This window comes from Butyrivibrio sp. AD3002 (genome assembly GCF_000420905.1).
Lineage (GTDB): Bacteria > Bacillota > Clostridia > Lachnospirales > Lachnospiraceae > Butyrivibrio.
The window spans coordinates 90,641-116,178 of sequence record NZ_ATVV01000002.1 but is presented as its reverse complement, the minus strand read 5'-3'; the positions used below and the strand labels follow the sequence as shown (position 1 = coordinate 116,178).

The window sequence follows — 25,538 nt, the reverse complement described above, 5'->3', positions numbered from 1 at the left end:
AGCCACTCCTCTGATGGGAGCTGACTGAGACTGAAAGGAAGTACCACTATGGAACCAAAGGAAAATAAGATCAGTCTGCTTTTTATTGGACTTGCAGCAGGTTTTCTTCTGTCTGCTGTGTTGATAGTTGCAGGACTGTTTGTGATAAGGGCGAAGGGCTTTTCGATTTTCGGTTCGAAAAAGGATAGTACCAATACCGCTATGAGCGATGATACCATCAATAAGGTTAAGGTCATAGAGGATACAATAAATAATTACTATTACAAGACCGAGGTTGACCGGGCCGCTGAAGCGGATGCTATTTACAAGGGGGTCGTTGCGTCACTGCAGGATCCGTATTCCGAGTACTATACCACTTCCGAGTACGAGGACCTGATGTCGGATACAGAGGGTGTTTACTATGGTATAGGTGCCTATGTCAGCATGGACAAGGACACCAATCTTCCGAGAGTAACAGGAACAATTAAGGATTCACCTGCCGAAAAGATCGGCATTAAAGCAAATGATGTAATCTATAAGGTTGCCGGAGAGAACGTACAGGGACTGACTCTGAATGAAGTAGTACAGCTTATACGCGGCGAGATCGGCACCAAGGTAAAGATTACCATTTACCGCGAAGGAGAGCCGGATTATCTGGAATTCGAGGTTGAAAGAGATAAGCTGGAGACCCAGACGGTTAATACCACGATGCTCGAAGACGATATAGGATATCTTGGCATTACTGAATTCGATTCCGTGACACCGGGGCAGTTTACCGAGGGTATGACTGAGCTGAGGTCAAAAGGAATGAAGGCGCTTATTCTTGATCTTCGATCCAATCCCGGCGGAAGTCTTTCTGCTGTATGCCAGATCGCAAGACAGATTCTGCCTCAGGGTGATATTGTATATACGGTGGATAGAGATGGCAACAGAGAAGATTATGAGTGCGATGGAAAGAATGAAATCGACATCCCCTTGGTTGTGATGGTAAACGGTTATTCTGCCAGTGCATCGGAGATTTTGTCCGGAGCTATTAAGGACTATGGCAAGGGCACTATCGTTGGTGAGACCACCTATGGAAAAGGTGTGGTACAGAGGATTTTCCCCTTCACCGACGGGACTGCTGTTAAGCTTACAATCAGTAATTATTTCACACCCAAGGGCACAGATATTAATGGTGTCGGAATTACTCCCGATGTGGAGATTGCGCTTGATTATGAAAAGTACAACAAGGATGGTACGGACAATCAGCTGAACAAGGCTATTGAGATCATTAAGAAGGAAATCAAGAGCTCTGCACTTGATGATGCAGCGTAAAAATTTTATATTGGCGTTATGTTACTGCGCTTCTGCCAATTTGGGCAGGGGCGCTTTTATTTTGTTCAAAAAATATTCTTTACAAAAAATATTTTTTGCGATATAGTTTCTTCTGTTTTTAAAATTCTAAGTCGTATCCGGATTCGCGGATATATTTCCATTCTTTAATAAATTAACTATGAAAGGGTGTGTGGTAAATGGATTACTATGCGGCCACGCTTCGTGAGCCGGGAGAAAAACTTAATAATGACGGACTTTTGGTAAAGGGAATACATTTAAAAGACAGGTCGGATCTGGTGGTAATGGTGCTCAGCTCCTGTGGAGCCAATAAGAAACTAAGCGACAGGATTATAAGAAATGCCGAAAAGCTGATACATAAAGGCTATGATAAGGATGTACCGGCACTTCTTCAGAGGTTGTTTAAGAAGTTTGGCCATAGTGGCTTTCTGTTTGGAAAGAGGACGCCTGACATTACGGTGCTGGTGATGAAGGGAATAAATTACTATGCTATGAACAGAGGATGCAACAGGGTTATGCGCATCGGAAGGCTTGGTGCGACCGATCTTTTCGAGGAAGATGATGGAATTTTGCATGGACAATACTATTATCTCGAGGGGAGGCTTCCAGAAGGAAGCACTTTGATAGCTGCAAACAGTGCATTCTTTGAAAGGCAGAGAGATACAGAAATTCATAGGAGACTTTGCCCGCAGATGTGCGTTGGCAATAACGAGATGCAAAAAAATATTGAGTACTTAAGGAGCCAGCTATGGAGCAGAGGAGAGAAGAGACCTGTCACGGCAGCGGCGGTATGTGTGAAGTAGTAGCAAAAAAGCGTATAGGAAGAGGCGGTAATTCTGAGGTTTACCTCGGGGTTCTGCAGGGAGAAAGCAAATTCTGCGTTGTCAAAAGAGCAATCAGAGGGAAAAATGCGCTGCTTCAGCTTGAAAATGAATGGCGGGTCCTTAGGTATCTTAAAAATGCGGGATATAAGTATTCCCCGGAGCCTTTGTCATTTTCCGAAAGAGAGATGGTTATGGAGTATCTGGGTGGTTTTACGCTTGAACACGCCGACCTTGGAGAAAGCAGTGAAGATGAGTTAAAGGCACTTTTCACAGATATCTGCAAAATTACGGGTGCTCTTCATGAACTTAGGATACCTGTCATCCACAGGGATATAAAACCTTCGAATATCATGACCTCTAAGGAGGGCAAGCTTTACCTTATTGATTTCGGAACAGCGGCGATTTACGCGGGTTATAAGAGAGAAGAGGCTATGGAAAACAGCGGTATTACAGGTGCGGGTACAAAAGGGTACGCAGCGCCTGAGCAATACGGAGGCCTTTCACCGGAGTGCTTTGCAACAGATATCTATCAGCTTGGAAGAACTATGGAGGTTTTGCTTTCCAGGTCAAATGCATCTGATGCCTTCAGAGATGAGATGTGCCGAGTGATTAAAAGGTGCTGCGCGCCTGTTGCCGGCGAAAGATATTCAAGAGTCAGTGATATACCGGCAGATCTTCTGATGATAAAAACCCGGAAGAAAAAGAAGAGTATTTTGGTGAAGCTTTTTGGCAGAGAAAAGCCCGGAAAAGATGAGGGGTATTTTACTCAAAAGCCGCATGAACCTGAGCTTTTTGTAGATATTGTAAGAACATTTGATACGATTGAGTTTTTATAAATGATATGATAAAATAAGTGATATATCGAAAATATGTTCGGAAGAATGCTTGAGGTAATATCATGGATCATTTTGAACTTAAATCAGAATATAAGCCGACCGGAGATCAGCCGCAGGCGATAGAGGCTCTGGTAAACGGATTTAAAGCGGGGAATCAGTTCGAAACTCTTCAGGGAGTTACCGGATCCGGTAAGACCTTTGCGATGGCAAATGTAATTCAGGCACTGAATAAGCCGACTCTTGTGATAAGTCATAACAAGACTCTGGCGGGGCAGCTCTACGGTGAATTCAAGGAGTTTTTCCCAAATAACGCGGTCGAATACTTTGTATCCTACTACGATTATTACCAGCCCGAGGCCTATGTTCCTCAGACGGATACCTACATTGCCAAGGACTCCTCGATAAATGATGAGATTGATAAGCTCAGGCTTTCGGCTACGGCATCACTTTCGGAGAGGAAGGATGTCATAGTTGTTGCCAGCGTGTCTTGTATCTACGGTCTTGGAAGTCCCGATGAATTCAAGGGGATGTCTATTTCGCTTCGTCCCGGGATGGAGAGAAGCAGAGAACAGATACTCAAGGACCTGGTGGCAATCCAGTATACAAGGAATGATCTTGATCTTAACAGATGTAATTTCAGAGTAAGAGGCGATACCATAGAGATTTTCCCTGCCCAGGCGGATGATTATCTTATAAGGATTGAGCTTTTCGGAGATGAGATAGACAGAATCTGTGAGGTTGAGCCTGTGACGGGCACTGTGAGAAATGAGCTGACTCACGTTATGATCTATCCCGCATCGCACTATGTAGTTCCTCAGGAGAAGATAAATCTGGCCTGTCAGAATATCGAAGCCGAGCTTGATGAGCAGGTGAAGTTTTTCAAGAGCGAGGATAAGCTGATCGAGGCTCAGAGAATCGCTGAGAGAACGAATTTTGATGTTGAGATGATGAGAGAGACCGGTTTTTGTTCAGGCATCGAGAATTATTCGAGGCATCTAAATTTTGCAAAGCCGGGTGAACCGCCGCTTACGCTTATGGACTTCTTTGATGGAGAGTTTTTGATAATTGTCGATGAGTCCCATATGACTATTCCGCAGATAGGCGCTATGTACCATGGGGACAGATCAAGGAAGACCACGCTGGTGGACTATGGCTTCAGACTGCCTTCGGCTCTTGATAACAGACCGCTGAATTTCGAGGAGTTTGAAACACATATTGATCAGATGCTGTTCTGTTCGGCTACGCCCGGCCCTTACGAGGCGGAGCATGAGCTACTGCGCGCCGAGCAGATTATCAGACCTACGGGACTTCTTGATCCGGAGATCTCGGTGAGACCTGTCGAGGGACAGATTGATGACCTGATTACGGAGATCAATAAGGAGACTGCCAGAAACAATAAGGTGCTTATAACGACCCTTACCAAGAAGATGGCGGAGGATCTCACAGAGTACCTGGCAGATACAGGCATCAGGGTGAGATACATGCACTCTGATATAGATACTTTGGAGAGGTCTGAGATTATCAGGGATATGAGACTTGATGTATTCGATGTTCTTGTGGGAATCAACCTGCTTAGAGAGGGCCTTGATATTCCGGAGATAGCGCTTGTGGCTATCATAGATGCCGATAAGGAGGGATTCCTTCGCTCAGAAACATCTCTTATACAGACCATCGGACGTGCAGCAAGAAATGCGGACGGACGTGTCATTATGTACGCCGATAATATGACGGATTCCATGAAGAATGCGATAGAGATCACAGAGCGCAGAAGGAAAATCCAGCAGGAGTACAATGAAGAGCACGGCATCACACCGCAGACCATCAGGAAGGCTGTCAGAGATCTCATCAGTGTTACCAAGGCTGTTGCGAGGCAGGAGGTACAGTTTGAGAAGGATCCCGAGTCCATGGATAAGAAGGAACTCGAGAAGGTTATCAAGGATGTTGAGAAGCGCATGAAGAAGGCGGCTGTCGACCTTGATTTCGAGACCGCTGCGATGCTGCGTGACCAGATGATTGATCTGAAGAAGCATCTATTAGAGGTGACAAAATAAAGCCTTCCCCCTGGGGGAAGGTGGCGCGTAGCGCCGGATGAGGGCATAAAATGGCGAAGAAAATACTATCAGAAGATATACACGACTACATACGTGTTCGCGGAGCAAACGAACACAACCTAAAGCACCTGGAGGTCAACATTCCCAGGGAGACTCTTACTGTATTTACGGGACTGTCGGGATCGGGAAAATCCTCCCTGGCCTTTGACACTATTTTTGCGGAAGGGCAGAGAAGATATATGGAGTCTCTGTCTTCCTATGCGAGAATGTTTCTGGGACAGATGGATAAGCCTGACGTTGAGAAAATAGAGGGTCTCTCGCCCACTATATCCATAGATCAGAAGTCCACAAACAGGAACCCGAGATCCACAGTTGGTACGGTGACTGAGATATACGATCATTTCAGACTTCTCTATGCCCGTATAGGTATACCGCACTGCCCTAACTGCGGCAGAGAGATCAGAAGGCAGACCGTCGATGAGATGGCTGACCAGATATTGTCCCTGGAGGAGGGTACAAGATTCCAGATACTCGCCCCTGTCGTTCGAGGCAGGAAGGGTGAGCATGCCAAGGTTCTGGACAGAGCGAAGAGAGCGGGCTTTGTCCGTGTGAGAATTGATGACAGCCAGTACGACCTTTCGGAAGAGATCAAGCTTGATAAAAATATTAAGCACAATATTGAGATAATAGTCGACAGACTGGTTATAAGAGCTGATAACGAGGAGCTTAGAGGCAGGCTTACGGATTCTATAGAAAGCGCTCTGAATCTTGCGGAGGGGCTTCTTACGGTTGATGTCATAGACGGAAAGCCTATGAACTTCAGCCAGAGCTTCGCGTGCCCGGACTGCGGCATCAGTATTTCCGAGATCGAACCCAGAAGCTTTTCCTTTAATAATCCCTTCGGTGCCTGTCCCGAGTGTACGGGACTTGGTTACAGGATGGAATTTGATGAGGATCTCATGATTCCCGATAAGTCGCTTTCCATAAGCGAAGGTTGTTTTCAGGTTATGGGATGGCAGTCCTCGGGTAAGGAGGGAAGCTTTACCAATGCTATGCTTAGAGCACTGGCAAAGTCCTACAAGTTCAGCCTTGATACACCCTATGAGAAACTGCCTGCGAAAGTAAGAGACATGCTGGTTCACGGTGCAGACAGGGAGGTTTTGGTCGAGTACACCGGACAGAGAGGTGAGGGAAGATATCCCATCACCTTTGACGGACTCATTAAAAATGTGGAGCAGAGATATCGCGAAACTTACTCGGAAAATCAGAAGGCGGAGTATGAACAGTATATGCGCATCACTCCCTGCCCTGCATGTAAGGGTCAGAGACTTAAGGCTGATTCGCTGGCTGTTACGATTGACGATAAAAATATTTTTGAGATTACCTCAATGTCAATCGGAGAGCTCCATGAATATCTTGAGAATTTAAAGCTTACAAAGCAGCAGGAGCTTATAGGAGCTCAGGTTTTGAAAGAGATTAGAGCCAGAGTCGGATTCCTTATAGATGTGGGACTCGATTATCTGTCGCTCTCAAGAGCAACCGGAACTCTGTCGGGTGGGGAGGCACAGCGCATAAGACTTGCGACGCAGATAGGTTCAGGGCTTTGCGGAGTATGCTATATCCTTGATGAGCCCAGTATTGGTCTTCACCAGCGAGATAATGACAAACTTTTGAATACACTTAAGAATCTCAGGGATCTCGGAAATACTCTCATTGTGGTCGAACATGACGAGGATACCATGAGGGCAGCTGATTACATCGTGGATGTGGGGCCTGGTGCAGGCTCGCATGGCGGTGAGATTGTTGCTGCCGGAACAGCCGAAGAGATCATGCAGGTTAAGGAGTCCATCACAGGACAGTACCTCTCGGGTAAGCTTAAGATAGAGGTTCCGGATCACAGAAGGAAACCGACCGGTTGGATCAAGGTCAAGGGGGCAGAGGAGAACAATCTTAAGAATATAGATGTAAAGTTTCCTCTCGGCGTTCTGACTATTGTTACCGGTGTATCCGGATCGGGCAAGAGCTCGCTTGTAAATGAGATTCTGTATAAGCACCTGGAGAGAGATCTTAACAGAGCAAGATGTATTCCGGGTAAACATAAGGGGATCGAGGGCATAGAACAGCTTGATAAGGTCATCGCAATTGACCAGTCACCCATAGGAAGGACGCCCAGATCCAATCCTGCCACCTATACAGGTGTGTTTGATATGATAAGAGATCTCTTTGCGGGTACTCCCGACGCCAAGACACGAGGCTATAAGAAGGGAAGATTTTCCTTCAATGTTAAGGGCGGACGATGCGAAGCTTGCGGAGGAGACGGAATCATCAAGATTGAGATGCATTTCCTTCCGGATGTATATGTTCCCTGCGAGGTCTGCGGTGGAAAGCGCTATAACAGAGAGACGCTGGAGGTACATTATAAAGGAAAGAATATCTACGATGTTCTTGATATGACAGTTGAAGAGGCGCTGCCTTTCTTTGAAAACATAAAGACCATAAGAAGAAAAATCAAAACCCTGTACGATGTGGGACTTGGCTATGTCAAACTGGGACAGCCCTCCACGGAGCTCTCCGGAGGTGAGGCTCAGAGAATAAAGCTTGCAACAGAACTTTCCAGAGCAAGTACAGGTAAGACCATCTACATTCTGGATGAGCCTACGACAGGACTTCATTTTGCGGATGTACAAAAACTTGTGAAAATTCTTCATGAGCTGGTGGAAGCGGGCAATACGGTTATCGTCATTGAACACAACCTTGATGTCATCAAAACCGGAGATTATATCATAGATATGGGCCCCGAGGGCGGCTCCGGCGGCGGAACCGTTGTGGTTTCGGGTACACCTGAGCAGGTGGCGAAGTGTAAGCAGTCCTATACAGGTGCCTATATCAAAAAGATGCTCGAGAAAAAATAAAAATTTTTTATATAAAAGTATAAAGTTTTTATAAAGTATTGCCGATAAAAATACTGATTAGGTGTAGGTGTTTTACTGCGTTATTCCATGTGTGTAAATACTACATAGTAATAAAAAATACGATTAGATGTTTAAAAACTTGCCCCATTGGTTTATAATGGCAGATGAATTATATCATTATTAAAGTTATTGTGAGCGACTATGCGCTCTGAGCCTTATTTCCAGAAAGGGGTAATAGATTACATGCAGTATACAGATATAGGAATCGATTTAGGAACAGCAAGTATCCTTGTTTACATCCGTGGTAAGGGTGTAGTTTTGAAGGAACCCTCGGTTGTAGCGTATGACAGAGATACCGAGAAGATCAAGGCTATCGGTGAGGATGCGAGACTGATGCTTGGACGTACGCCCGGCAATATCGTTGCGGTAAGACCGCTCAGACAGGGTGTTATTTCGGATTATAAAGTTACCGAGCAGATGATGAAGTACTTCATCACCAAGGCAATCGGACACAGAACCTTCAGAAAGCCTCTTATAGCAGTATGTGTACCCAGTGGGGTTACAGAGGTTGAGCGTAAAGCGGTTGAGGATGCAACTCTTATGGCAGGTGCCAGAGATGTTCGTATCATCGAGGAGCCCATTGCAGCAGCAATCGGCGCAGGAATAGATATTACAAAGCCTTGCGGCAACATGATCGTTGATATAGGTGGTGGTACTTCCGATATCGCGGTTATTTCCCTTGGCGGAACTGTTGTCAGCACATCTGTAAAGATTGCGGGCGACGATTTTGATGAAGCTATTGTCAGATATATGCGTAAAAAGCACAATCTTCTTATCGGTGAGAGAACAGCCGAGGATATCAAGATCAAGATTGGTGCAGCATATCCCAGAGCAGAAGCTGATTATATGGATGTTAGAGGACGTAACCTTGTAACAGGTCTTCCGAAGACTGTTAAGGTGTCCTCAGAAGAAACTGAAGAGGCCTTGAGAGAGACCACAGCCCAGATCGTGGAAGCTATCCACAGCGTATTGGAGAAGACTCCTCCGGAACTTGCTGCAGATATCGCAGACAGAGGAATTGTCCTTACAGGTGGCGGCAGCCTTCTTCGCGGACTTGATGACCTGATCGCATCCAAGACAGGTATCAATACCGTGACAGCAGAGGATCCCATGACTGCGGTGGCAATAGGAACAGGACGTTATGTTGAGTTCCTTGCAGGATATCGCGAAGGCTAACAAGTAATCACTTAGTGAGGTAAATATGGTAAAAGGTCTGTACACCGCGTATACAGGTATGATCAACGAGCAGAGTCGCATGGATATCGAGACCAATAATCTTGCCAATGTGAACTCCACCGGTTTCAAGGAGGAACGTACGGTAAGCCGTTCATTCCGTGATCTTCTGGGATTGAAGATCAAGGATTACTCCGATGCACCCTGGACAGCGCGGAGACTCGGCCTTATGAATCCCGGCGTTAAACTTGCCGGGTCCTATACCAATTTTGAACAGGGAGCCTTAAGACATACTGAGCAGAAATTTGATCTCGCTCTTAATAACGGGCTTCCGAATGTTGATGCCGATCAGGTTAATGACAACATGACCGCCGGCGGTAATGCATTTTTTGCTACTTCCTTTGCCTCCGATGATCCGGATGGAGGCGGACAGCTTATCAAATATACCAGAGACGGTAATTTTACCCTTACAGTGGATGGCTACCTTGTCACCAGCGAGGGTAATAATGTCCTGGATGTCAACAATAATCCTATTCAGATTGATCCCCTGGCGGATACTACAATTTTACAGGACGGCAGAATTATCCAGAATCAGAATGTCGTTGCTACGGTTCAGGTGGCAAGCTTTGACTCTCCGCAGTTTTTACAGAGATATCAGGATAATGCTTTTATCATCGGTGACGGCGGAGCTCAGGTGGTATCCACAACTGCCGAGGCAGCTAATGCTACGGTTAATCAGGGATATCTGGAGTCATCCAATATCAGTGTGGTCAATGAGATGACCAATATTATCACCATTCAGAGAAATTACGATACCAATGCCAAGGCAATGCAGGCAGAGGATGACACTCTTGATATAGCGGTGAATCAGCTTGGAAGAATTACTTAATAAAGGTTAAGTATGCCTGATAAAATGTCGATAAATTAATTGGCAGAATATGGCTATATTACAAGATGAAGGTTATTTTTCTAAATTGCCAGGAGGTATTATATGGTAAGAAGCTTATGGACAGCAGCATCAGGAATGAATGCTCAGCAGACAAACGTTGATACCATCGCAAACAATCTCGCGAATGTCAATTCCGCGGGTTATAAAGCGCAGAGCGCAAAATTCAAATCCTTACTTTATCAGGAGCTGAAAACCAAGACGGTACAGACCACAGGTTCACCTGTTAATTCGGACGTTGGTCTTGGCGTAAGAGTTTCATCCATCAATTCCTTCTTTACACAGGGAAATATGCAGGACAACGATTCCAGTTCGGCATTTGCGATTCAGGGAGACGGATTCTTCGTATATTCGACAGACGCTCAGGATTTGAATGCCGCTAATCTCAGATACACCAGAAACGGTAACTTTGTATGGGCGCTTACAGAGCAGAATACGCTGGAGCTTACAACCTCTGAAGGTAATCCGGTTCTCGGAATAGACGGACAGCCTCTGGTTGTTAATGCAGAAACCGTTAAGGCTACAGATATTACCTGCGACCAGGAAGGTAATCTTTATTACCTCGATGCGAACCAGGACAGACAGGATATAGGAACAATTGCTCTCTTCCAGTTCAGAAATCCGGAGGGACTTGAGAGGGTCGGAGATACAAGCTTTATGGCAACAATGGCGAGCGGTAATGCTCTACCCGAAGCCACAACAGCCGGTATCAGAAGAAGCCAGGTGGTTCAGGGATATCTGGAAGGCTCCAATGTAAATGTTGCGACTGAGATGGTTAACCTTATCGTAGCGCAGAGAGCTTATGAGATGAACTCTACAGCAATTACCACAACTGATGAGATGATGCAGACAGCAAACGGTCTGAAGAGATAATAAGGGTATAAGATATGGCTATTGATATGAATTCAATGAACAGCTTATCGGGAATTTCACAGTACGCCAGCAGCCAGGCTGCATCCGAGAAGATAAACTCGGCGGCCTCCAAAGTCAGACGAATCGAGACGGAGGAGGATAAGGCTCAGGTAGATAAAGAGCTCATGGATGCCTGCAAACAGTTTGAGGCATACTTCATGGAACAGATCTACAAGGGCTATGAGAAGACAGCCAAGGTATTCAGCAAGGATGAGTCGGGATCCATGGGGAAAATGGTTGACTATTTCAAGGATCTGACAATTCAGGATATAGCGGCTACAGGAGCTGACAAACAGAGCGTGGGACTGGCCCAGATGCTGTATGAGAACATGAAGAGAAATTACGATTTATAAATTATAAACAATTATTTATTCCCTCTTTTTAAACGAAGAGGGAATAGTTTTGTCCTTTGGGAGGAAAATGGAAGTAAAGGGATATATAGATCATTTTATATACAGAAGCCCCGACAGAAGCTATGGAGTTATGGTTTTTGTCAGCGACGGTGAGGAAATCACCTGTGTCGGGAGCTTTATAGATGTGGATGAGGGGGATACTCTTGAGATATCGGGAGAGATGACAGAACATCCTGTCTACGGTGAACAGATAAAGGTGACCGGCTATAAGATCGCCGCCCCGGATGATACGGAGTCGATGGAAAGATATCTAGGCTCCGGCGCCATCAAGGGAATCGGCGAGACTATGGCGAGACGAATTGTAAAGAAATTCGGTAAGGATACCTTCAGGATAATAGAGGATGAGCCGGAGAGGCTTGCAGAGATCAAGGGCATCAGTGAGAAAAAAGCAAGAGATATCGCCATTCAGCTTGCGGATAAGAGAGAAATGCGAGATGCCTTTGTTTTTATGTCCGGATACGGAATCACGGGCAACATGTCAGTCAGGATTTATGAAAAATATGGCAATCAGGTTTACAGGATTCTGAAGGAGAATCCCTATAAGCTTGCTGACGATATTGAGGGAATCGGCTTTAAAACCGCCGATGAAATTGCGTCCAAGGTGGGAATCAGCGTAGATTCCGATTACAGAATAAGAAGCGGAATTCTCTATGTGCTGCTCGAGGGAGCGCAGGACGGTCACAGTTTTCTTCCAAAGAGCGAACTCATAAAAAGGAGCGGGGAGCTTCTCGGAGTATCTGAGGACAGCATAGGAATGCAGATGGATAATCTCATGGTGGAGCGAAAACTCATCTACAAGGGGGATGATGAAGTATATGCTGCATCCTACTACTACGAGGAGCAGGCAATAGCTGTTATGCTTCGAGAGCTTAATCAGCAGGTCTCACATGAGAGCGAAAAAAGCCTTGAGGACAGAATAAAAAGGATTGAGAAAAGGCGTGGTATTGAGCTGGATGAACTGCAGAGAAAAGCAGCAGCTTCAAGTGCCGGAAACGGTGTCGTTATCATTACGGGCGGTCCCGGAACAGGTAAGACTACAACTATAAATACGATTATTGAATATTATGCCGAGGAGCAGATGGAGATAGTTCTGGCGGCACCTACCGGGCGGGCGGCGAAAAGAATGACCGAGGCAACGGGCTATCAGGCTTCAACTATCCACAGACTACTCGGAATGGGCGGCGGAGCGCCGTTGGAGGACCGAGGAGAGAAGACAAGGCTCCATTTTGACAAAAACGCTGACAATCCGATTGAGGCTGATGCCATAATTATCGATGAGATGTCCATGGTTGATATGCATCTTTTTGCATCGCTTTTAAAGGCTGTAATACCGGGAACACATCTTATTCTGGTGGGCGACAGTTCCCAGCTTCCGAGCGTTGGCCCGGGGCAGGTGCTGCGCGATCTTATAGAAAGTGAATGCTTTACAACAATTACACTTAAAAAGATTTTCAGACAGGCGCAGCAGAGTGATATTGTAATGAATGCACATCATATAAAGGATGGAGAGCCTATAAAGCTGGATAATAAGAGTAAAGACTTCTTTTTTCTTAAAAGAGATAACGCGGATGTCATTTATAAGCATATGATTGAGCTGATCAGAGATAAACTCCCTGGCTATGTTGATGCCGGATCTGAGGATATTCAGGTGCTTACGCCCATGAAGCGAGGACCTCTCGGGGCGCAGACACTTAACAGCGTTTTGCAGAATTATCTGAATCCGGCCGACAGCGGGAAGAAAGAATATGTGCATGGAGAGAGGGTTATCCGTGTGGGAGACCGCGTGATGCAGATTCACAACAACTATCAGGCTGAGTGGGAGATATGCGGAAAAAACGGGATTGCTATCGAAAAGGGACTCGGCATTTTTAATGGTGATATGGGTGTTGTGAAGGATATCAATATCGTTATGAAAGAGATGACGGTTGAATTCGATGAGGGAAAATGTGTGACCTATCCCTTTTCCGAACTTGATGACCTTGAGCATGCCTATGCGATAACCATACACAAGTCTCAGGGCTCCGAGTATCCGGCGGTTATTTTGCCGCTTCTTGGAGGGCCGAGAATGCTTCTTAACAGGAACCTTTTGTATACGGCCGTGACAAGGGCTCAGAAATGTGTTGTGGTTCTGGGAAATACAGAGACTATTGATACAATGATAGGAAATGAGGAGCAGCTTAGACGCTATACGGGATTAAAGACAAGGATTCTGGAGGTGGCGGATGCAGGCTGAGGAACTTCTCGAGGTGGTCATTTCCATTCTGTATCCCAGAAGATGTCCGGTCTGCGACACTATTGTAAAACGTAAGGAAGGGCTGATACATCCGGAGTGTAAAAGGGTGATAAAGCCTGCAGGCAAAATTATCTGCATGAAATGCGGTAAACCTTTATCTGATGCGGATAAGGAGTATTGTCACGACTGTGAAAAAACAAGACATTATTTTGACAGGGGGTTCGGTGTTTTCAGATACAGATCCATTTCCGGATCCATATACAGGTTCAAATATTCGGGAAGAAGAGAATATGCCGATTATTACGGGGAAGCTGCAATGCAATATCTTGGAAAAGCCATGAAAGCGATGCGTGCGGATGCCGTAATACCGGTGCCGATGTATGACAAAAAGCAGAGAAAACGAGGCTATAATCAGGCGGAAGTATTTGCGGATGCCCTTGGAAAAAGGATTGGAGTACCTGTCAGAAATGATATCGTAAGAAGGGTCAGAGACACGGTTCCCATGAAGATGCTTGACTCCTCCGAGCGCCGCTCGAATTTGAAAAAGGCTTTTAATATAAGCCAAAATGATGTAAAATTTAAGTGTATTATCCTTGTTGATGACATTTACACGACCGGCAGTACTATGGACGAGCTCGCAAGAGAATTCCGAAGACACGGGGTGGAAAGGATATTCTTTGTTACGCTTGCAATAGGCCAGGTGGTGTGAAAAATATGCACTGCTAATAGGAGGATATCATGAGTAATATTCGTAATTGTTCAAGATGTGGCAAGATGTTTAATTACATTGCCGGCGAGATGTTGTGTGATGTTTGCAAGAAGGAGATTGAGGAGAAATTCCAGGAGGTAAAGAAGTACATTCAGGAGAATCCCGGAAGCGGTCTCAAGCAGATTGCCGAGGACTGCTCTTGTCCAGCAAAGCAGATTAAGAAGTGGATCCTTGAAGAGAGACTTATGTTTACCGAGAATTCTCCGATTCAGATAACATGTGAGAATTGTGGAGCGCGTATTGCTACAGGTAGGCTTTGTGCTAAGTGCAAGGCTACGGTTACTAATGCGCTTAATGATACCGTTAAACAGCGTCAGCAGGCTCTTGCGGCTGAACTTGCAAAGAAACAGGCCCAGCAGCCCAGCTCGACGTCCGGAATGAAATTTCTTAAAACCTGAGGACTATAATGTTAAACGAGGAGAGAGTTATCCTGATGACCAGGATGGCTGCCTACGAGCAGCGTGAGGGGAAAGAGAATAACGCTATAAATTCGTATTTTCGCAGCGACTATGTCGGATTCCAGGTGCTGAGGTCTATTATCAGTGCCACAGTGGTATATCTGATACTGGTCGCTGCCTATGTGATGTATCATTTTTCTGATGTGCTGCAGGACGTATACAATACAGATATTGCTGCAACCGCACGGAAATATTTGGTCTACTACATTGCGCTTGTAGCTGTATATTCAGTGATTTCATACATCGTTTATTCTATCCGATACGGAAAAATGCGAAAGAATATGAGGGCATATTACTCCTGCCTTAAGAAGCTTGGCAGAATGTATGAAAAGGAATAAGGAAAATGACGTCTTTACTGGAAATACGAGAATATATCAAGAATTTTTATTTAAAATATGAGTTATACATAACATATATCTGGAAGTTTTTACTTTCTCTGATCGCGTTTACCATGATCGGTAATAAGATCGGTTATCAGGCTAATCTGACAAAACTGCCCATATTGCTTATGGCTGCACTATTGTGTTCCATAATGCCTTCCAATTTTATGGTGCTTATTTCTGCCGGATTTATTTTGGCACATCTTTATAAATTATCTCTGTTTTGCGCAGTAGTTGCACTCATTGTTTTTCTTTTGATGTTTCTGCTTTATTTCAGGTTTTCACCGAAAGATACAATTGCGGTAATGTTGACACCTATGTGTTTTTATTTGAGCATTCCTTATGTGATGCCTATCGCTCTGGGGCTTATGGGAACACCTGCTTCAATTGTTTCAATGTCCTTTGGAATAATAGTTGCATTTCTTGTGAATTATATTTCCGGGAACGCTACTACATTGACAGGATCACAGATAGAGGAATCTGCAGTACAGTTCCGGACTATCATTTCGGAGCTTTTATCCAATAAGCGTATGTGGGTGTTCATTGTGGCTTTTGCAATTACGCTTGCAATTGTTTATGTCATAAGACGCATGTCGGTTGATCATGCATGGACCATAGCTATTATTGCAGGATCTCTTGCAAATATAATATGTCTGCTTGTGGGCGACATGATTTACAGCACGGGACTTTCTTTCCTGGGAGTTATCGTGCAGACAATTATTTCAATTTTATTGCTCATGGTGCTTCAGTTCTTTGCCTTTAATCTCGATTATACGAGAATTGAGAAGGTGCAGTTTGAAGACGATGAGTACTACTATTACGTAAAGGCCGTTCCGAAGGTTACGGTTTCCACTCCTGCACCGAAGGTTAAGAAGATAAATGTATCCGGTGCGGGCAAGGATTACAGAGGTAAAGACCGAGGCGAGTAAGATAGATGCAACAGATCGTATTTTTTCTTGAAAACAATCTGACAAGCCTGCATATGCCAAGAGTCAGGGCACTTGATGTCATCGAAATGCTGATCATAGCGTTCCTGATCTACCATATTCTGGTTTGGGCCAAAAACACGAGACTATGGTCCCTTTTAAAAGGGGTCGTAGTTATTGTTGTCTTTATAGTTATTGCCGCAGCATTCAATATGTCGACCATCCTGTGGATAGTAAGGAACGTATTTGGAATTGCTGTAACGGCTATGGTTGTTATTTTGCAGCCGGAACTGAGAAAGGCGCTCGAAGGTATAGGCAGAAGAAACTTTTTCCATGGACTCCTAAATTTTACTGAGACAACGGAAGAGGGAAGATTTTCAGATAAGACAATAAATGAGATTATAAGGGCCTGCGTGGAGATGGCCAAGGTGAGAACGGGTGCGCTTATTGTTATTGAGCAGCTTTCTTCTCTTAATGAATACGAGAGAACGGGTATTGATATTGATGGAATGGTAACAAGCCAGCTTCTTATCAACATCTTTGAACACAATACACCTCTCCATGACGGTGCGGTTATTATCAGAGGTGACAGAATAACATCGGCTACCTGCTATCTTCCTCTTTCCGACAATATGGAGCTTGGAAAAGAGCTTGGAACAAGACATCGTGCAGGTGTCGGTGTTTCTGAGGTTACAGATTCACTTACCATAATTGTTTCCGAAGAGACAGGAAAAATAAGTGTTGCTTACATGGGAGAGCTCGAGAGAGCAGTCGACAGTGAGCGCCTGCGAGAGAGACTGAGGCAGATACAGAATAAGGCTACTGAAGATAAGAAAGAAAAGAAGGACAAAAAGAAAAAAATAATAAGTAACAAAACGGTGAAAGGAAAGGCGAAATGAAGAAGCTAAATTTGACTGCCAATCTGGGGCTGAAGATTGCTTCGCTTTTATTTGCCGCACTTCTTTGGTTCCTGGTTACAAACATAAGTGACCCTGTTGATTCAGTGAGATTCAGCAATGTTCCGGTCACATTCAGAAATGCAAACAGTATAACGGATAACAATCAGGTGTATCAGGTTTTGGAGGACAGTGATGTAATATCCACGGTCACCGTTTATGCACCCAGATCCATAGTTGATTCCCTGAGCAGGGATAATGTCGTTGCCATAGCCGATCTTGAGAATACCACTAATATCGATGGCACATACTATGTTGCAATTCAGCTTAACACAAATAAATATGTAAATCAGATTCAGAGCATAACGGGAACGATAGATTCCGTTAAGCTGAATATAGAGGGAAGAGATTCCAAGACACTTCCTATTTCTGCTTCTACGACGGGTACCTTGACTGATGGGTATATAATAGGTGATGTCGTTACTGATCAGAACCAGATCAGAATTACAGGTGCAGAATCAATCGTTCAGAGTGTAAAGACAGCTTCTGTAAACGTCGAAGTAACCGGTTATACCACGAATATCGGAACCAATGCAGAGATTCATCTTTATGATGCTGATGGCGGAGAAGTTTCGAAGGATAATCTGAAGCTTAGCAGCACCTCAGTGGGTGTAAGTGTAACAATTCTGGCAACCAAGAGAGTTCCTGTAACATATCAGGTATCGGGAGTTCCGGCTGAAGGATATGTTGCTACCGGAGAGATCGATACCGATACAGACAGTGTTCTGCTTGCAGGAAGAATGTCAGTGCTTAACAAGATTGATACGATCACCGTTTCTGATGATTCACTTGATCTGACGGGACGTACGGAAGATTTGACGACTACAATAGATCTGTCCGCATATCTTCCCGGCAATGTAAGCTTTGGTGATGAGGACTTCAATGGTATTGCAACTGTTGTTGCATATATTGATAAGAAGAGCGATAAGGCACTCAGCATACCCTACAGTCAGATCGAACTTATGAATATCCCTGAGGGATATGATGCTCAGATAGTTGACGATAATAAGACCTTTACACTTTCAGTAAGCGGACTTTCGGCGAATGTGAATGCCATCAGTGAAAAGGATGTATCCGGTATCATTGACGTATCACAGATTAGCGAGGGCGGCGAAGATGCAGCAGGAACCTACAGGACAGCTGTATCGCTTTCGCTACCGGGTGGGGTGACAACCACCGATACGGTTGAAGTTACCGTTAAGCTTACGAAATTAGAAGAGAATTAAGGTGGAGGAATATATGGCAAGATTATTTGGAACAGACGGCGTGAGAGGCGTAGCCAATGACGAGCTTACACCCAGCCTTGCGATGCAGCTTGGACAAGCCGGAGCATATGTGCTTTCAAAAGAAAACAAACACAGACCGACAATTATGGTTGGCTGTGATACAAGACTTTCAGGAGATATGCTTGCTGCCGCACTTATGGCAGGGGCATGCTCGGTAGGCGCCAATGTTGTTAATGTAGGTATTTTACCTACACCCGCAGTTGCTTACCTCACAAAGAAGTATCGTGTGGATGCAGGTGTTGTAATTTCAGCATCCCACAATCCTATGGAATTCAACGGGATCAAGTTCTTTGACGGAAACGGTTTTAAACTTCCGGATTCCATGGAGGATGAGATCGAGGAGCTTATCAGGAATAACCTCGAGGGCGTAAAAATGCCCACCGGAGCAGGAGTGGGTAAGATTAAAAACCGTACAGATGCCAGAGAGGAATATATCAACCATAGCCTTAACTGTGTTGATGTAAGACTCGATGGAATGAAGATTGTAATGGACTGCGCCGAGGGCGCAAGCTCCTACACATCCGTAGAGACCATCAGACAGACAGGCGCTCAGGTTATCGCGATTCATACAAGCCCGGACGGTACAAATATTAATTCAAATTGTGGATCAACCCATATGGAAGAGCTTATGGGAAGGGTTGTTACCGAGAAGGCGGATATAGGACTTGCCTTCGACGGAGACGCTGACAGATTCCTGGCAGTTGATGAGAATGGAAAGCTTGTTAACGGCGATGAGATTATGGCCATAATCGGTAAGCACATGAAGGAAAAGGGTGAACTTAAAGGGGACACAATTGTTGCTACCGTTATGAGTAATCTTGGATTCTTCAAGATGGGAGAGCGAGAAGGAATCAAGATTGAAAAGACCAAGGTAGGAGACAGATACGTTCTTGAGCGCATGAAAGAGATTGGCGCAAACTTTGGAGGAGAGCAGTCTGGACACATCATCTTCCTTGATGACAACACCACAGGAGACGGACTTCTCTCAGCACTTCATCTTCTGAAGGTTATGAAGGAAACCGGGAAGAAGCTTTCAGAGCTGGCACAGATTATGGATGTAATGCCGCAAGCTCTTTGCAATGCGACAGTGCCTACTCATAAGAAAGATCATTATATGGAATATCCCGAGATTGCAACAGCCATTGAGGAACTTGATAAGAAGTTTGCCGGCGACGGCAGGGTTCTTATCAGACCATCCGGAACAGAACCCCTTGTTCGTGTAATGATAGAGGGCAAGGACCAGAAAGTAATCGAGGAAGAGGCAAAGAAGCTCGCAGAGCTGATTCAGAATGTAATGCTGTAATTCAAAAGGGGAACTACGGCTTAAAAATATAGGGGAATTAGTATGATAACAAAAAAGGTGATTATTAAAAATCCAACAGGGCTGCATCTTCGCCCTGCAGGAAATTTATGTAAGGTCGCCATGAATTATAAATCACACATAACATTTATGTATGGCGAGAATTCGGCTAATGCCAAGAGTGTACTAAGTGTACTTGGCGCATGTATAAAGTGCGGCGATGAACTTGAATTCAAATGTGAGGGACCTGATGAGACGGAGGCTATGGAAGCCCTGGTCAATGCTATAGAAAATGGTCTCGGAGAATAATATGAATTATATGACGGACGGCATTTATGTCGTCCGTAAACTCATATTAGAGAAGGAAGGATATCGTAATGAAAAAAATAATTGTTACAGGATGTAACGGTCAGCTTGGAAGAGCAGTTAATCTCGAGCTCGGCAAAACAGGTGAATATGAACTTGTTAATACTGATGTTTTTGAGGGAGATGGTATAACTCCTCTTGATATTACAAATGTTGATGCTGTTACAAAGCTTGCTAGACAGATTAAGCCTTATGCGATAATCAACTGTGCTGCATATACAGCGGTAGATGCACAGGAGAGCGATGTGGACCTTGCTTATAAGATCAACGCAATCGGACCCAGAAATCTTTCAATAGCAGCTACCGAAACAGATGCAAAGCTTGTTCATATCTCAACTGACTATGTATTTGCCGGAGACGGAAGCAGACCCTATACAGAGTTCGATAAGACAGGACCGGTCAGCAAATATGGTATAACTAAGCTGGCTGGTGAGCAGTTTGTTGAAAAGTTTGCTAAAAGATACTTTACGATACGTACAGCATGGCTTTACGGTGATGGTAAAAACTTTGTAAAGACAATGCTCGGTCTTTCAGAGAAGCTTGACGAAGTAAGTGTTGTATGCGATCAGCTCGGTACACCTACAAGTACCTATGAGCTTGCAAAAGCAATTCATTTCCTTCTTGAGACAGAAAATTACGGCCTTTTCCACGGAACCTGCGAAGGAGATACAAACTGGGCTGATTTTACAGAGGAGATTTTCAGACTTGCAGGCAAGAGTACAAAAGTAAATCATGTTACAAGTGCCGAATATTCCGCTAAAAATCCCCAGGCAGCACCGAGACCGGCCTATTCAATACTTGAGAACTACATGTTTAAACTCACTTCAGATTTCATGTTTGCGGACTGGCATGAAGCTATAGAGAGATATTTAAAGGATATTCTTTGATAAGGATAACTCATTAGATGCTAGCGGTAATACTTAATTGGCTCTATGTGTTAATAACTACATATATAATCGGCTTTGCCACTTTGCGTGGGATATCATCAATCGGTTGCATGTCCACTGCGAAGGGGCAAAAAAAGCTCTCCTACAGCTATAAATACAGGGAGAGTATACTTATAGCCGGAATTCTGATGGTAAACCTGCTTGCTGAATTTTTCAGCATCATAGGCAGGGTTTCTCTCGCTGCCAATATCCTTCTGATCTTTATCTGTCTTATTTTATTTGCCCAGTACAGGGAGGAAATAATAGAGAGTCTGACTGAAGGAATCCGGGAGATAAAAGAATCCGGAAGCTTCTGGCTTTATGTGCTGATTTTTCTTTTGATGGCCTATGGAACTTCCCATGGGCTTATGCATTATGATACGGATCTTTATCATGCCCAGGCAATCAGATGGATTGAGGAGTATGGTATGGTCAAGGGGCTTGGCAACTTGCATTTAAGGCTTGGCTATAACAGCGCGTCCTTTGCATTATCAGCCCTGTACAGCGGTGCTTTCTTAGGGAAATCCCTGCATGCAATGGCAGGATATTTTGCACTTCTTCTGGCGTGGCAGTGCGCAGATCTTAAGAGCATAGCAAGAAGAGGACACATCGTATTATCTGATTTTGTGAGGGTAATTGCTATTTATTATCTTTTCACAGTCTTTGATGAGATTGTTTCACCGGCGTCGGATTATTTCATGGCGACAATGGTATTCTATATAGTAATTCATTGGCTTGATCTGTATGCTATGCATGAGAGAGCTTTTTTGCCGCATGCGCTGCTTGCAATCTGTGCGGTCTGGGTGACTACCATCAAGCTGTCGGCGGCACCGCTTGTCTTGCTTGCGATTTACCCTATTGTAAGGATTATTAAAAAGCAGAAGAAAGCAGGGTTAAAGCCTATCTTATTATGCGTTTTGTTTTGCATTTTTATAGCACTTCCCTATTTTGTAAGGAATGTTGTTATGACGGGATGGCTGGTTTATCCTTTTACGGGAGTTGATTTGTTTAACTTCGCCTGGAAGGTTCCGGTTGAAACCGCCATAAGCGATGCCCATGAGATTGCTGCTTACGGGCGAGGCTTTACCGATGTGGCCATGTATAATGCCCCTTTTGGTCAGTGGTTTCCCGTATGGTTTTCTGCTCTGTCATTATTTAACAAAATGATGTTTGTGATGGATCTGGTATGCTTGCCGGTTTTCATAGGATGCGTCATTTATTATGCTATTTCGAAAATGACAGCTGCAAAAAAGGAGAAAAACGGTGCCGGCGGAAATGTGCAGAAGATATTTATGATGAGTCAGAGAAAAGCAGTGGCGCTTTCGGACTTTTTGTTTATTGAAGGAATTTCTTATGTTGCGCTGATATATTTTGTCTTTACCGCGCCTCTTGTGAGATACGGATGCGTTTATCTGTGGCTTCCGGTTACCATTCTTGCGGGACGGTTTGTCATTCTTTTTGATAACAGAGTGAATCCGCCACAGAAGAAATATATCTATAAAGCAGTAATAGCACTGTTTGCGGTTTTTATGTTCTATAAATGCGGAATGCTGATAAAAGATGATGTACCAAGATTCAGAGCTCAGTATCTTCTTTCGCAGCAGGATTACAATAAGTATGAAGTAGGACAGAAAGTTATCGGAAATGCTGTGATTTATTATCCTCTGGAAGGCGACAGGACTGGCTACGATGCCTTTCCTTCGACACCTGCTCCCGATGGTTTTGTACTTGAGGGAAACGATATTACGGATGGGTTTTTACCGGCAGGGCGTTAAAATGGAAAAAAACTCTATATTATAGTAAAATAGAGTGTTGTAGTTTGAATTTTAGGAGAAACACATGATGGAAAAAAATGCGAAGATTTATGTTGCGGGCCATCGCGGAATGGTTGGCTCTGCAATTGTAAGAGAACTTGAGAAACAGGGTTATACAAATATCATAACCCGTACACATAAAGAGCTTGATCTTACAAGACAGGATGCGGTTGAGGAGTTTTTTGCAAAGGAAAAGCCGGAGTACGTTTTCCTTGCAGCTGCTAAGGTTGGCGGAATCGAAGCTAACCAGAGTGCACTTGCGGATTTCATGTATGACAATATGATCCTTGAGATGAATGTTATAAATTCAGCCTGGAGAAATGGCTGTAAGAAGCTGGAGTTCCTCGGATCATCATGTATATATCCCAGAATGGCGCCGCAGCCCATGAAGGAGAGCTGCCTTCTTACAAGTGAGCTTGAAAAGACAAACGAGGCATATGCCCTTGCCAAGATTTCAGGACTTAAATACTGCGAGTTCCTGAACAGGCAGTATGGAACAGATTATATCTCGGTAATGCCCACAAACCTTTACGGACCAAATGATAACTATCATCCGACTCATTCCCATGTTCTTCCTGCACTTATCAGAAGATTCCATGAGGCTAAGGAAGCCGGAGAAAAGAAGGTTGTATGCTGGGGTGACGGCTCACCTCTGCGTGAATTTTTGTATGTTGACGATCTTGCTAACCTTTGCGTATTCCTTATGAATAATTACAGTGGCAACGAGACTGTAAATGCCGGAACAGGTAAGGAGCTCACAATAAAAGAGCTGGCGGAGATGGTTGCCAGAGTTGTGGGCTACGAGGGAGAAATCGAGTGGGATACCACAAAGCCCAATGGCACGCCCAGAAAGCTGCTTGATGTATCCAAGGCTGCGGGACTCGGCTGGACATACAAGACAGAACTTGAAGACGGTATCAGATTTGCATATGAAGACTTTTTGAACAACCCCATGAGGGCGGAGAGATAATAATGAAGCTTATAAGCATAATTGTACCCTGCTACAATGAAGAGGAAAATGTAAAGGATTTCTACGATGAACTCATGAAGACCGAGAACTTCTTCAAGGATAATGATGTTTCGATGGAGATCATTTATGTGAATGACGGCTCTAAGGACAATACTGTAGCAGAGGTTAAAAAGCTTAGAGAGACAGATGAAAGAGTACATCTGATTAATTTCTCGAGGAACTTCGGAAAGGAAGCCGCAATATATGCGGGACTTCAGAAATCCAAGGGAGATTATGTCGTGATGCTTGACTGTGATCTTCAGGATCCGCCGGCTATGCTGCCCGAGATGTATGGCTACATAGTTAATGAGGGCTTCGATTCGGTTGCTACGAGAAGGGTTACCAGAAAAGGTGAACCGCCGATCAGATCCTTTTTTGCAAGAAGATTTTACAGTCTCATAAACAGAATGTCCAAGACGGAGATCGTGGACGGAGCCAGAGATTACAGATTGATGACCAGGCAGTTTGTGGATGCTATTCTCTCCATGGAGGAGTACAACCGTTTCTCGAAGGGACTTTTCGGATGGGTAGGCTTTTCCACAAAGTGGCTTGAATTTGAAAATATCGAGAGAAAGAAGGGCGAGACCAAGTGGTCTTTCTGGAAACTGTTTTTATATGCGCTTGACGGCATAGTTGCGTTCTCGACAGTACCGCTTGCTTTTGCATCGATTCTCGGAGTAGTGTTCTGTTTCCTTGCGATAATACTGATAATTGTGACGATCATCAGAAAGGCAGCTTTCGGAGATCCGACAAGCGGCTGGCCGTCTCTTGTGTGCATTATTTCACTGGTAAGCGGAGTGCAGCTTTTCTGCCTGGGAATAGTAGGGCAGTATCTGAGCAAGACTTATCTTGAGGTTAAGCACAGACCTATTTATATCATTAAGGAAGAACTCTGATGGGAAACGACCGCAGCCTTGAAAACCGCATAAGTATTGTGGTGCCGGTATATAATGCTGAAAGCTATATCTCGGAAACAATTGCCATGGTGGGGCAGCAGACCTATGAGAACTATGAACTTATACTGGTGGATGATGCTTCCTCTGACAATAGCGCCGCGCTCATAGAGAGTGCAGCAGTCGGTGATGACAGAATAAAGCTTATAAAAAAGGCTGCCAATGGCGGCGCGGCAGCTGCAAGAAATGCCGGAATAAGTGCTGCAACGGGAAGATATCTTGCTTTTCTTGATGCAGATGATATCTGGAAACCGGATAAGCTTGAAAAAGAGCTTTCGTTTCTTAAGGAAAAGAAGGCGGCATTTGTTTTTACGTCATATGAATTTGGGGATGAAAATGCGAATCCCACTGGGAGAATTGTTCATGCTCCCGCTACACTGACTTTTAAGGAAGCGCTTTCGAGAACGGTTATTTTCACTACAACCGTGATGATAGATATGGATGTGCTTCATAAGGAAAAAATATTTATGCCTCAGATTGAAAGTGAGGATACGGCAACCTGGTGGACTATATTAAAAGGGGGAACGGTTGCTTATGGGCTGGATGAGGTTCTTGCGACCTACAGAAGACCTGCTAAATCACTTTCATCAAATAAATTTACAGCAATCAGAAGAATTTGGGGTCTATACAGAAAAATAGCCGGATTGTCTATTGCCGCCAGCCTGTACTATTTTATCGGGTGGGCTGTTCGAGCGACTGTTCGCCGGCTGTAAGGGTAATT

General features: G+C 44.5%; 23 protein-coding genes. All 23 read left to right on the top strand.

The features are described from left to right. Positions 1-48 precede the first annotated feature (48 nt). The gene (locus G596_RS20645) at positions 49-1,296 is read left to right on the top strand and encodes a S41 family peptidase (RefSeq protein WP_022760336.1); all 1,248 of its coding nucleotides are present in this window, start codon (positions 49-51) and stop codon (positions 1,294-1,296) included. A gap of 197 nt (positions 1,297-1,493) precedes the next feature. Next, entirely contained in the window at positions 1,494-2,117 is a 624-nt protein-coding gene (locus G596_RS0102900) for a hypothetical protein (protein WP_022760335.1), read from the top strand. Beyond that, positions 2,063-2,974, top strand: a complete 912-nt coding sequence (locus tag G596_RS0102895; RefSeq protein ID WP_081646617.1) for a serine/threonine protein kinase — start codon at positions 2,063-2,065, stop codon at positions 2,972-2,974. The genes G596_RS0102900 and G596_RS0102895 overlap by 55 nt, the downstream gene beginning before the upstream one ends. A gap of 62 nt (positions 2,975-3,036) precedes the next feature. After that, a complete protein-coding gene (gene uvrB / locus G596_RS0102890) occupies positions 3,037-5,025 on the top strand; it encodes an excinuclease ABC subunit UvrB (RefSeq protein WP_022760333.1) in 1,989 nt (662 codons plus the stop codon). Between the two features lie 50 nt (positions 5,026-5,075). Further along, positions 5,076-7,937 carry an excinuclease ABC subunit UvrA gene (gene uvrA / locus G596_RS0102885; RefSeq protein WP_022760332.1) on the top strand — a complete coding sequence of 954 codons (2,862 nt, stop codon included), beginning with the start codon at positions 5,076-5,078 and terminating at the stop codon, positions 7,935-7,937. 243 nt (positions 7,938-8,180) lie between these two features. Next, positions 8,181-9,173: a rod shape-determining protein gene (locus G596_RS0102880; RefSeq protein WP_022760331.1), complete on the top strand. Its 993-nt coding sequence runs from the start codon at positions 8,181-8,183 to the stop codon at positions 9,171-9,173. 25 nt (positions 9,174-9,198) lie between these two features. After that, a complete protein-coding gene (locus G596_RS0102875; RefSeq protein WP_022760330.1) occupies positions 9,199-10,059 on the top strand; it encodes a flagellar hook-basal body protein in 861 nt (286 codons plus the stop codon). A gap of 102 nt (positions 10,060-10,161) precedes the next feature. Then, positions 10,162-10,989 carry a flagellar hook-basal body protein gene (locus G596_RS0102870; protein WP_022760329.1) on the top strand — a complete coding sequence of 276 codons (828 nt, stop codon included), beginning with the start codon at positions 10,162-10,164 and terminating at the stop codon, positions 10,987-10,989. 14 nt (positions 10,990-11,003) lie between these two features. Beyond that, on the top strand, positions 11,004-11,381 hold the full coding sequence (locus G596_RS0102865; protein ID WP_022760328.1) for a rod-binding protein: 378 nt from the start codon (positions 11,004-11,006) through the stop codon (positions 11,379-11,381). A 67-nt stretch (positions 11,382-11,448) separates the two neighbouring features. After that, positions 11,449-13,674 carry an SF1B family DNA helicase RecD2 gene (gene recD2, locus G596_RS0102860; RefSeq protein WP_022760327.1) on the top strand — a complete coding sequence of 742 codons (2,226 nt, stop codon included), beginning with the start codon at positions 11,449-11,451 and terminating at the stop codon, positions 13,672-13,674. Next, a complete protein-coding gene (locus G596_RS0102855) occupies positions 13,664-14,383 on the top strand; it encodes a ComF family protein (RefSeq protein WP_022760326.1) in 720 nt (239 codons plus the stop codon). The genes recD2 and G596_RS0102855 overlap by 11 nt, the downstream gene beginning before the upstream one ends. Before the next feature lie 29 nt (positions 14,384-14,412). Further along, on the top strand, positions 14,413-14,841 hold the full coding sequence (locus G596_RS0102850; RefSeq protein WP_022760325.1) for a flagellar protein: 429 nt from the start codon (positions 14,413-14,415) through the stop codon (positions 14,839-14,841). Positions 14,842-14,849: 8 nt separating this feature from the next. Further along, entirely contained in the window at positions 14,850-15,239 is a 390-nt protein-coding gene (locus G596_RS0102845) for a hypothetical protein (protein ID WP_022760324.1), read from the top strand. Between the two features lie 5 nt (positions 15,240-15,244). Further along, positions 15,245-16,210: a hypothetical protein gene (locus G596_RS20640; RefSeq protein WP_022760323.1), complete on the top strand. Its 966-nt coding sequence runs from the start codon at positions 15,245-15,247 to the stop codon at positions 16,208-16,210. A gap of 5 nt (positions 16,211-16,215) precedes the next feature. Next, positions 16,216-17,106, top strand: a complete 891-nt coding sequence (gene cdaA / locus G596_RS20635; RefSeq protein WP_022760322.1) for a diadenylate cyclase CdaA — start codon at positions 16,216-16,218, stop codon at positions 17,104-17,106. Next, positions 17,103-18,389, top strand: a complete 1,287-nt coding sequence (locus tag G596_RS0102830; protein ID WP_022760321.1) for a CdaR family protein — start codon at positions 17,103-17,105, stop codon at positions 18,387-18,389. The genes cdaA and G596_RS0102830 overlap by 4 nt, the downstream gene beginning before the upstream one ends. A gap of 13 nt (positions 18,390-18,402) precedes the next feature. Further along, positions 18,403-19,752 carry a phosphoglucosamine mutase gene (gene glmM, locus G596_RS0102825; RefSeq protein WP_022760320.1) on the top strand — a complete coding sequence of 450 codons (1,350 nt, stop codon included), beginning with the start codon at positions 18,403-18,405 and terminating at the stop codon, positions 19,750-19,752. Between the two features lie 42 nt (positions 19,753-19,794). After that, the gene (locus tag G596_RS0102820) at positions 19,795-20,058 is read left to right on the top strand and encodes an HPr family phosphocarrier protein (RefSeq protein WP_022760319.1); all 264 of its coding nucleotides are present in this window, start codon (positions 19,795-19,797) and stop codon (positions 20,056-20,058) included. A 68-nt stretch (positions 20,059-20,126) separates the two neighbouring features. Next, positions 20,127-21,002 (top strand): dTDP-4-dehydrorhamnose reductase, encoded by an 876-nt coding sequence (gene rfbD, locus G596_RS0102815; RefSeq protein WP_022760318.1) that lies wholly within the window; start codon positions 20,127-20,129, stop codon positions 21,000-21,002. A 17-nt stretch (positions 21,003-21,019) separates the two neighbouring features. After that, positions 21,020-22,816, top strand: a complete 1,797-nt coding sequence (locus G596_RS0102810) for an LIC_10190 family membrane protein (RefSeq protein WP_022760317.1) — start codon at positions 21,020-21,022, stop codon at positions 22,814-22,816. 67 nt (positions 22,817-22,883) lie between these two features. Beyond that, positions 22,884-23,825 carry a GDP-L-fucose synthase family protein gene (locus G596_RS0102805; protein WP_334291011.1) on the top strand — a complete coding sequence of 314 codons (942 nt, stop codon included), beginning with the start codon at positions 22,884-22,886 and terminating at the stop codon, positions 23,823-23,825. 2 nt (positions 23,826-23,827) lie between these two features. Further along, complete coding sequence (locus tag G596_RS0102800) at positions 23,828-24,760, top strand: glycosyltransferase family 2 protein (protein WP_022760315.1); 933 nt, start codon at positions 23,828-23,830, stop codon at positions 24,758-24,760. Then, complete coding sequence (locus G596_RS0102795; RefSeq protein ID WP_022760314.1) at positions 24,760-25,530, top strand: glycosyltransferase family 2 protein; 771 nt, start codon at positions 24,760-24,762, stop codon at positions 25,528-25,530. The genes G596_RS0102800 and G596_RS0102795 overlap by 1 nt, the downstream gene beginning before the upstream one ends. Positions 25,531-25,538 lie beyond the last annotated feature (8 nt).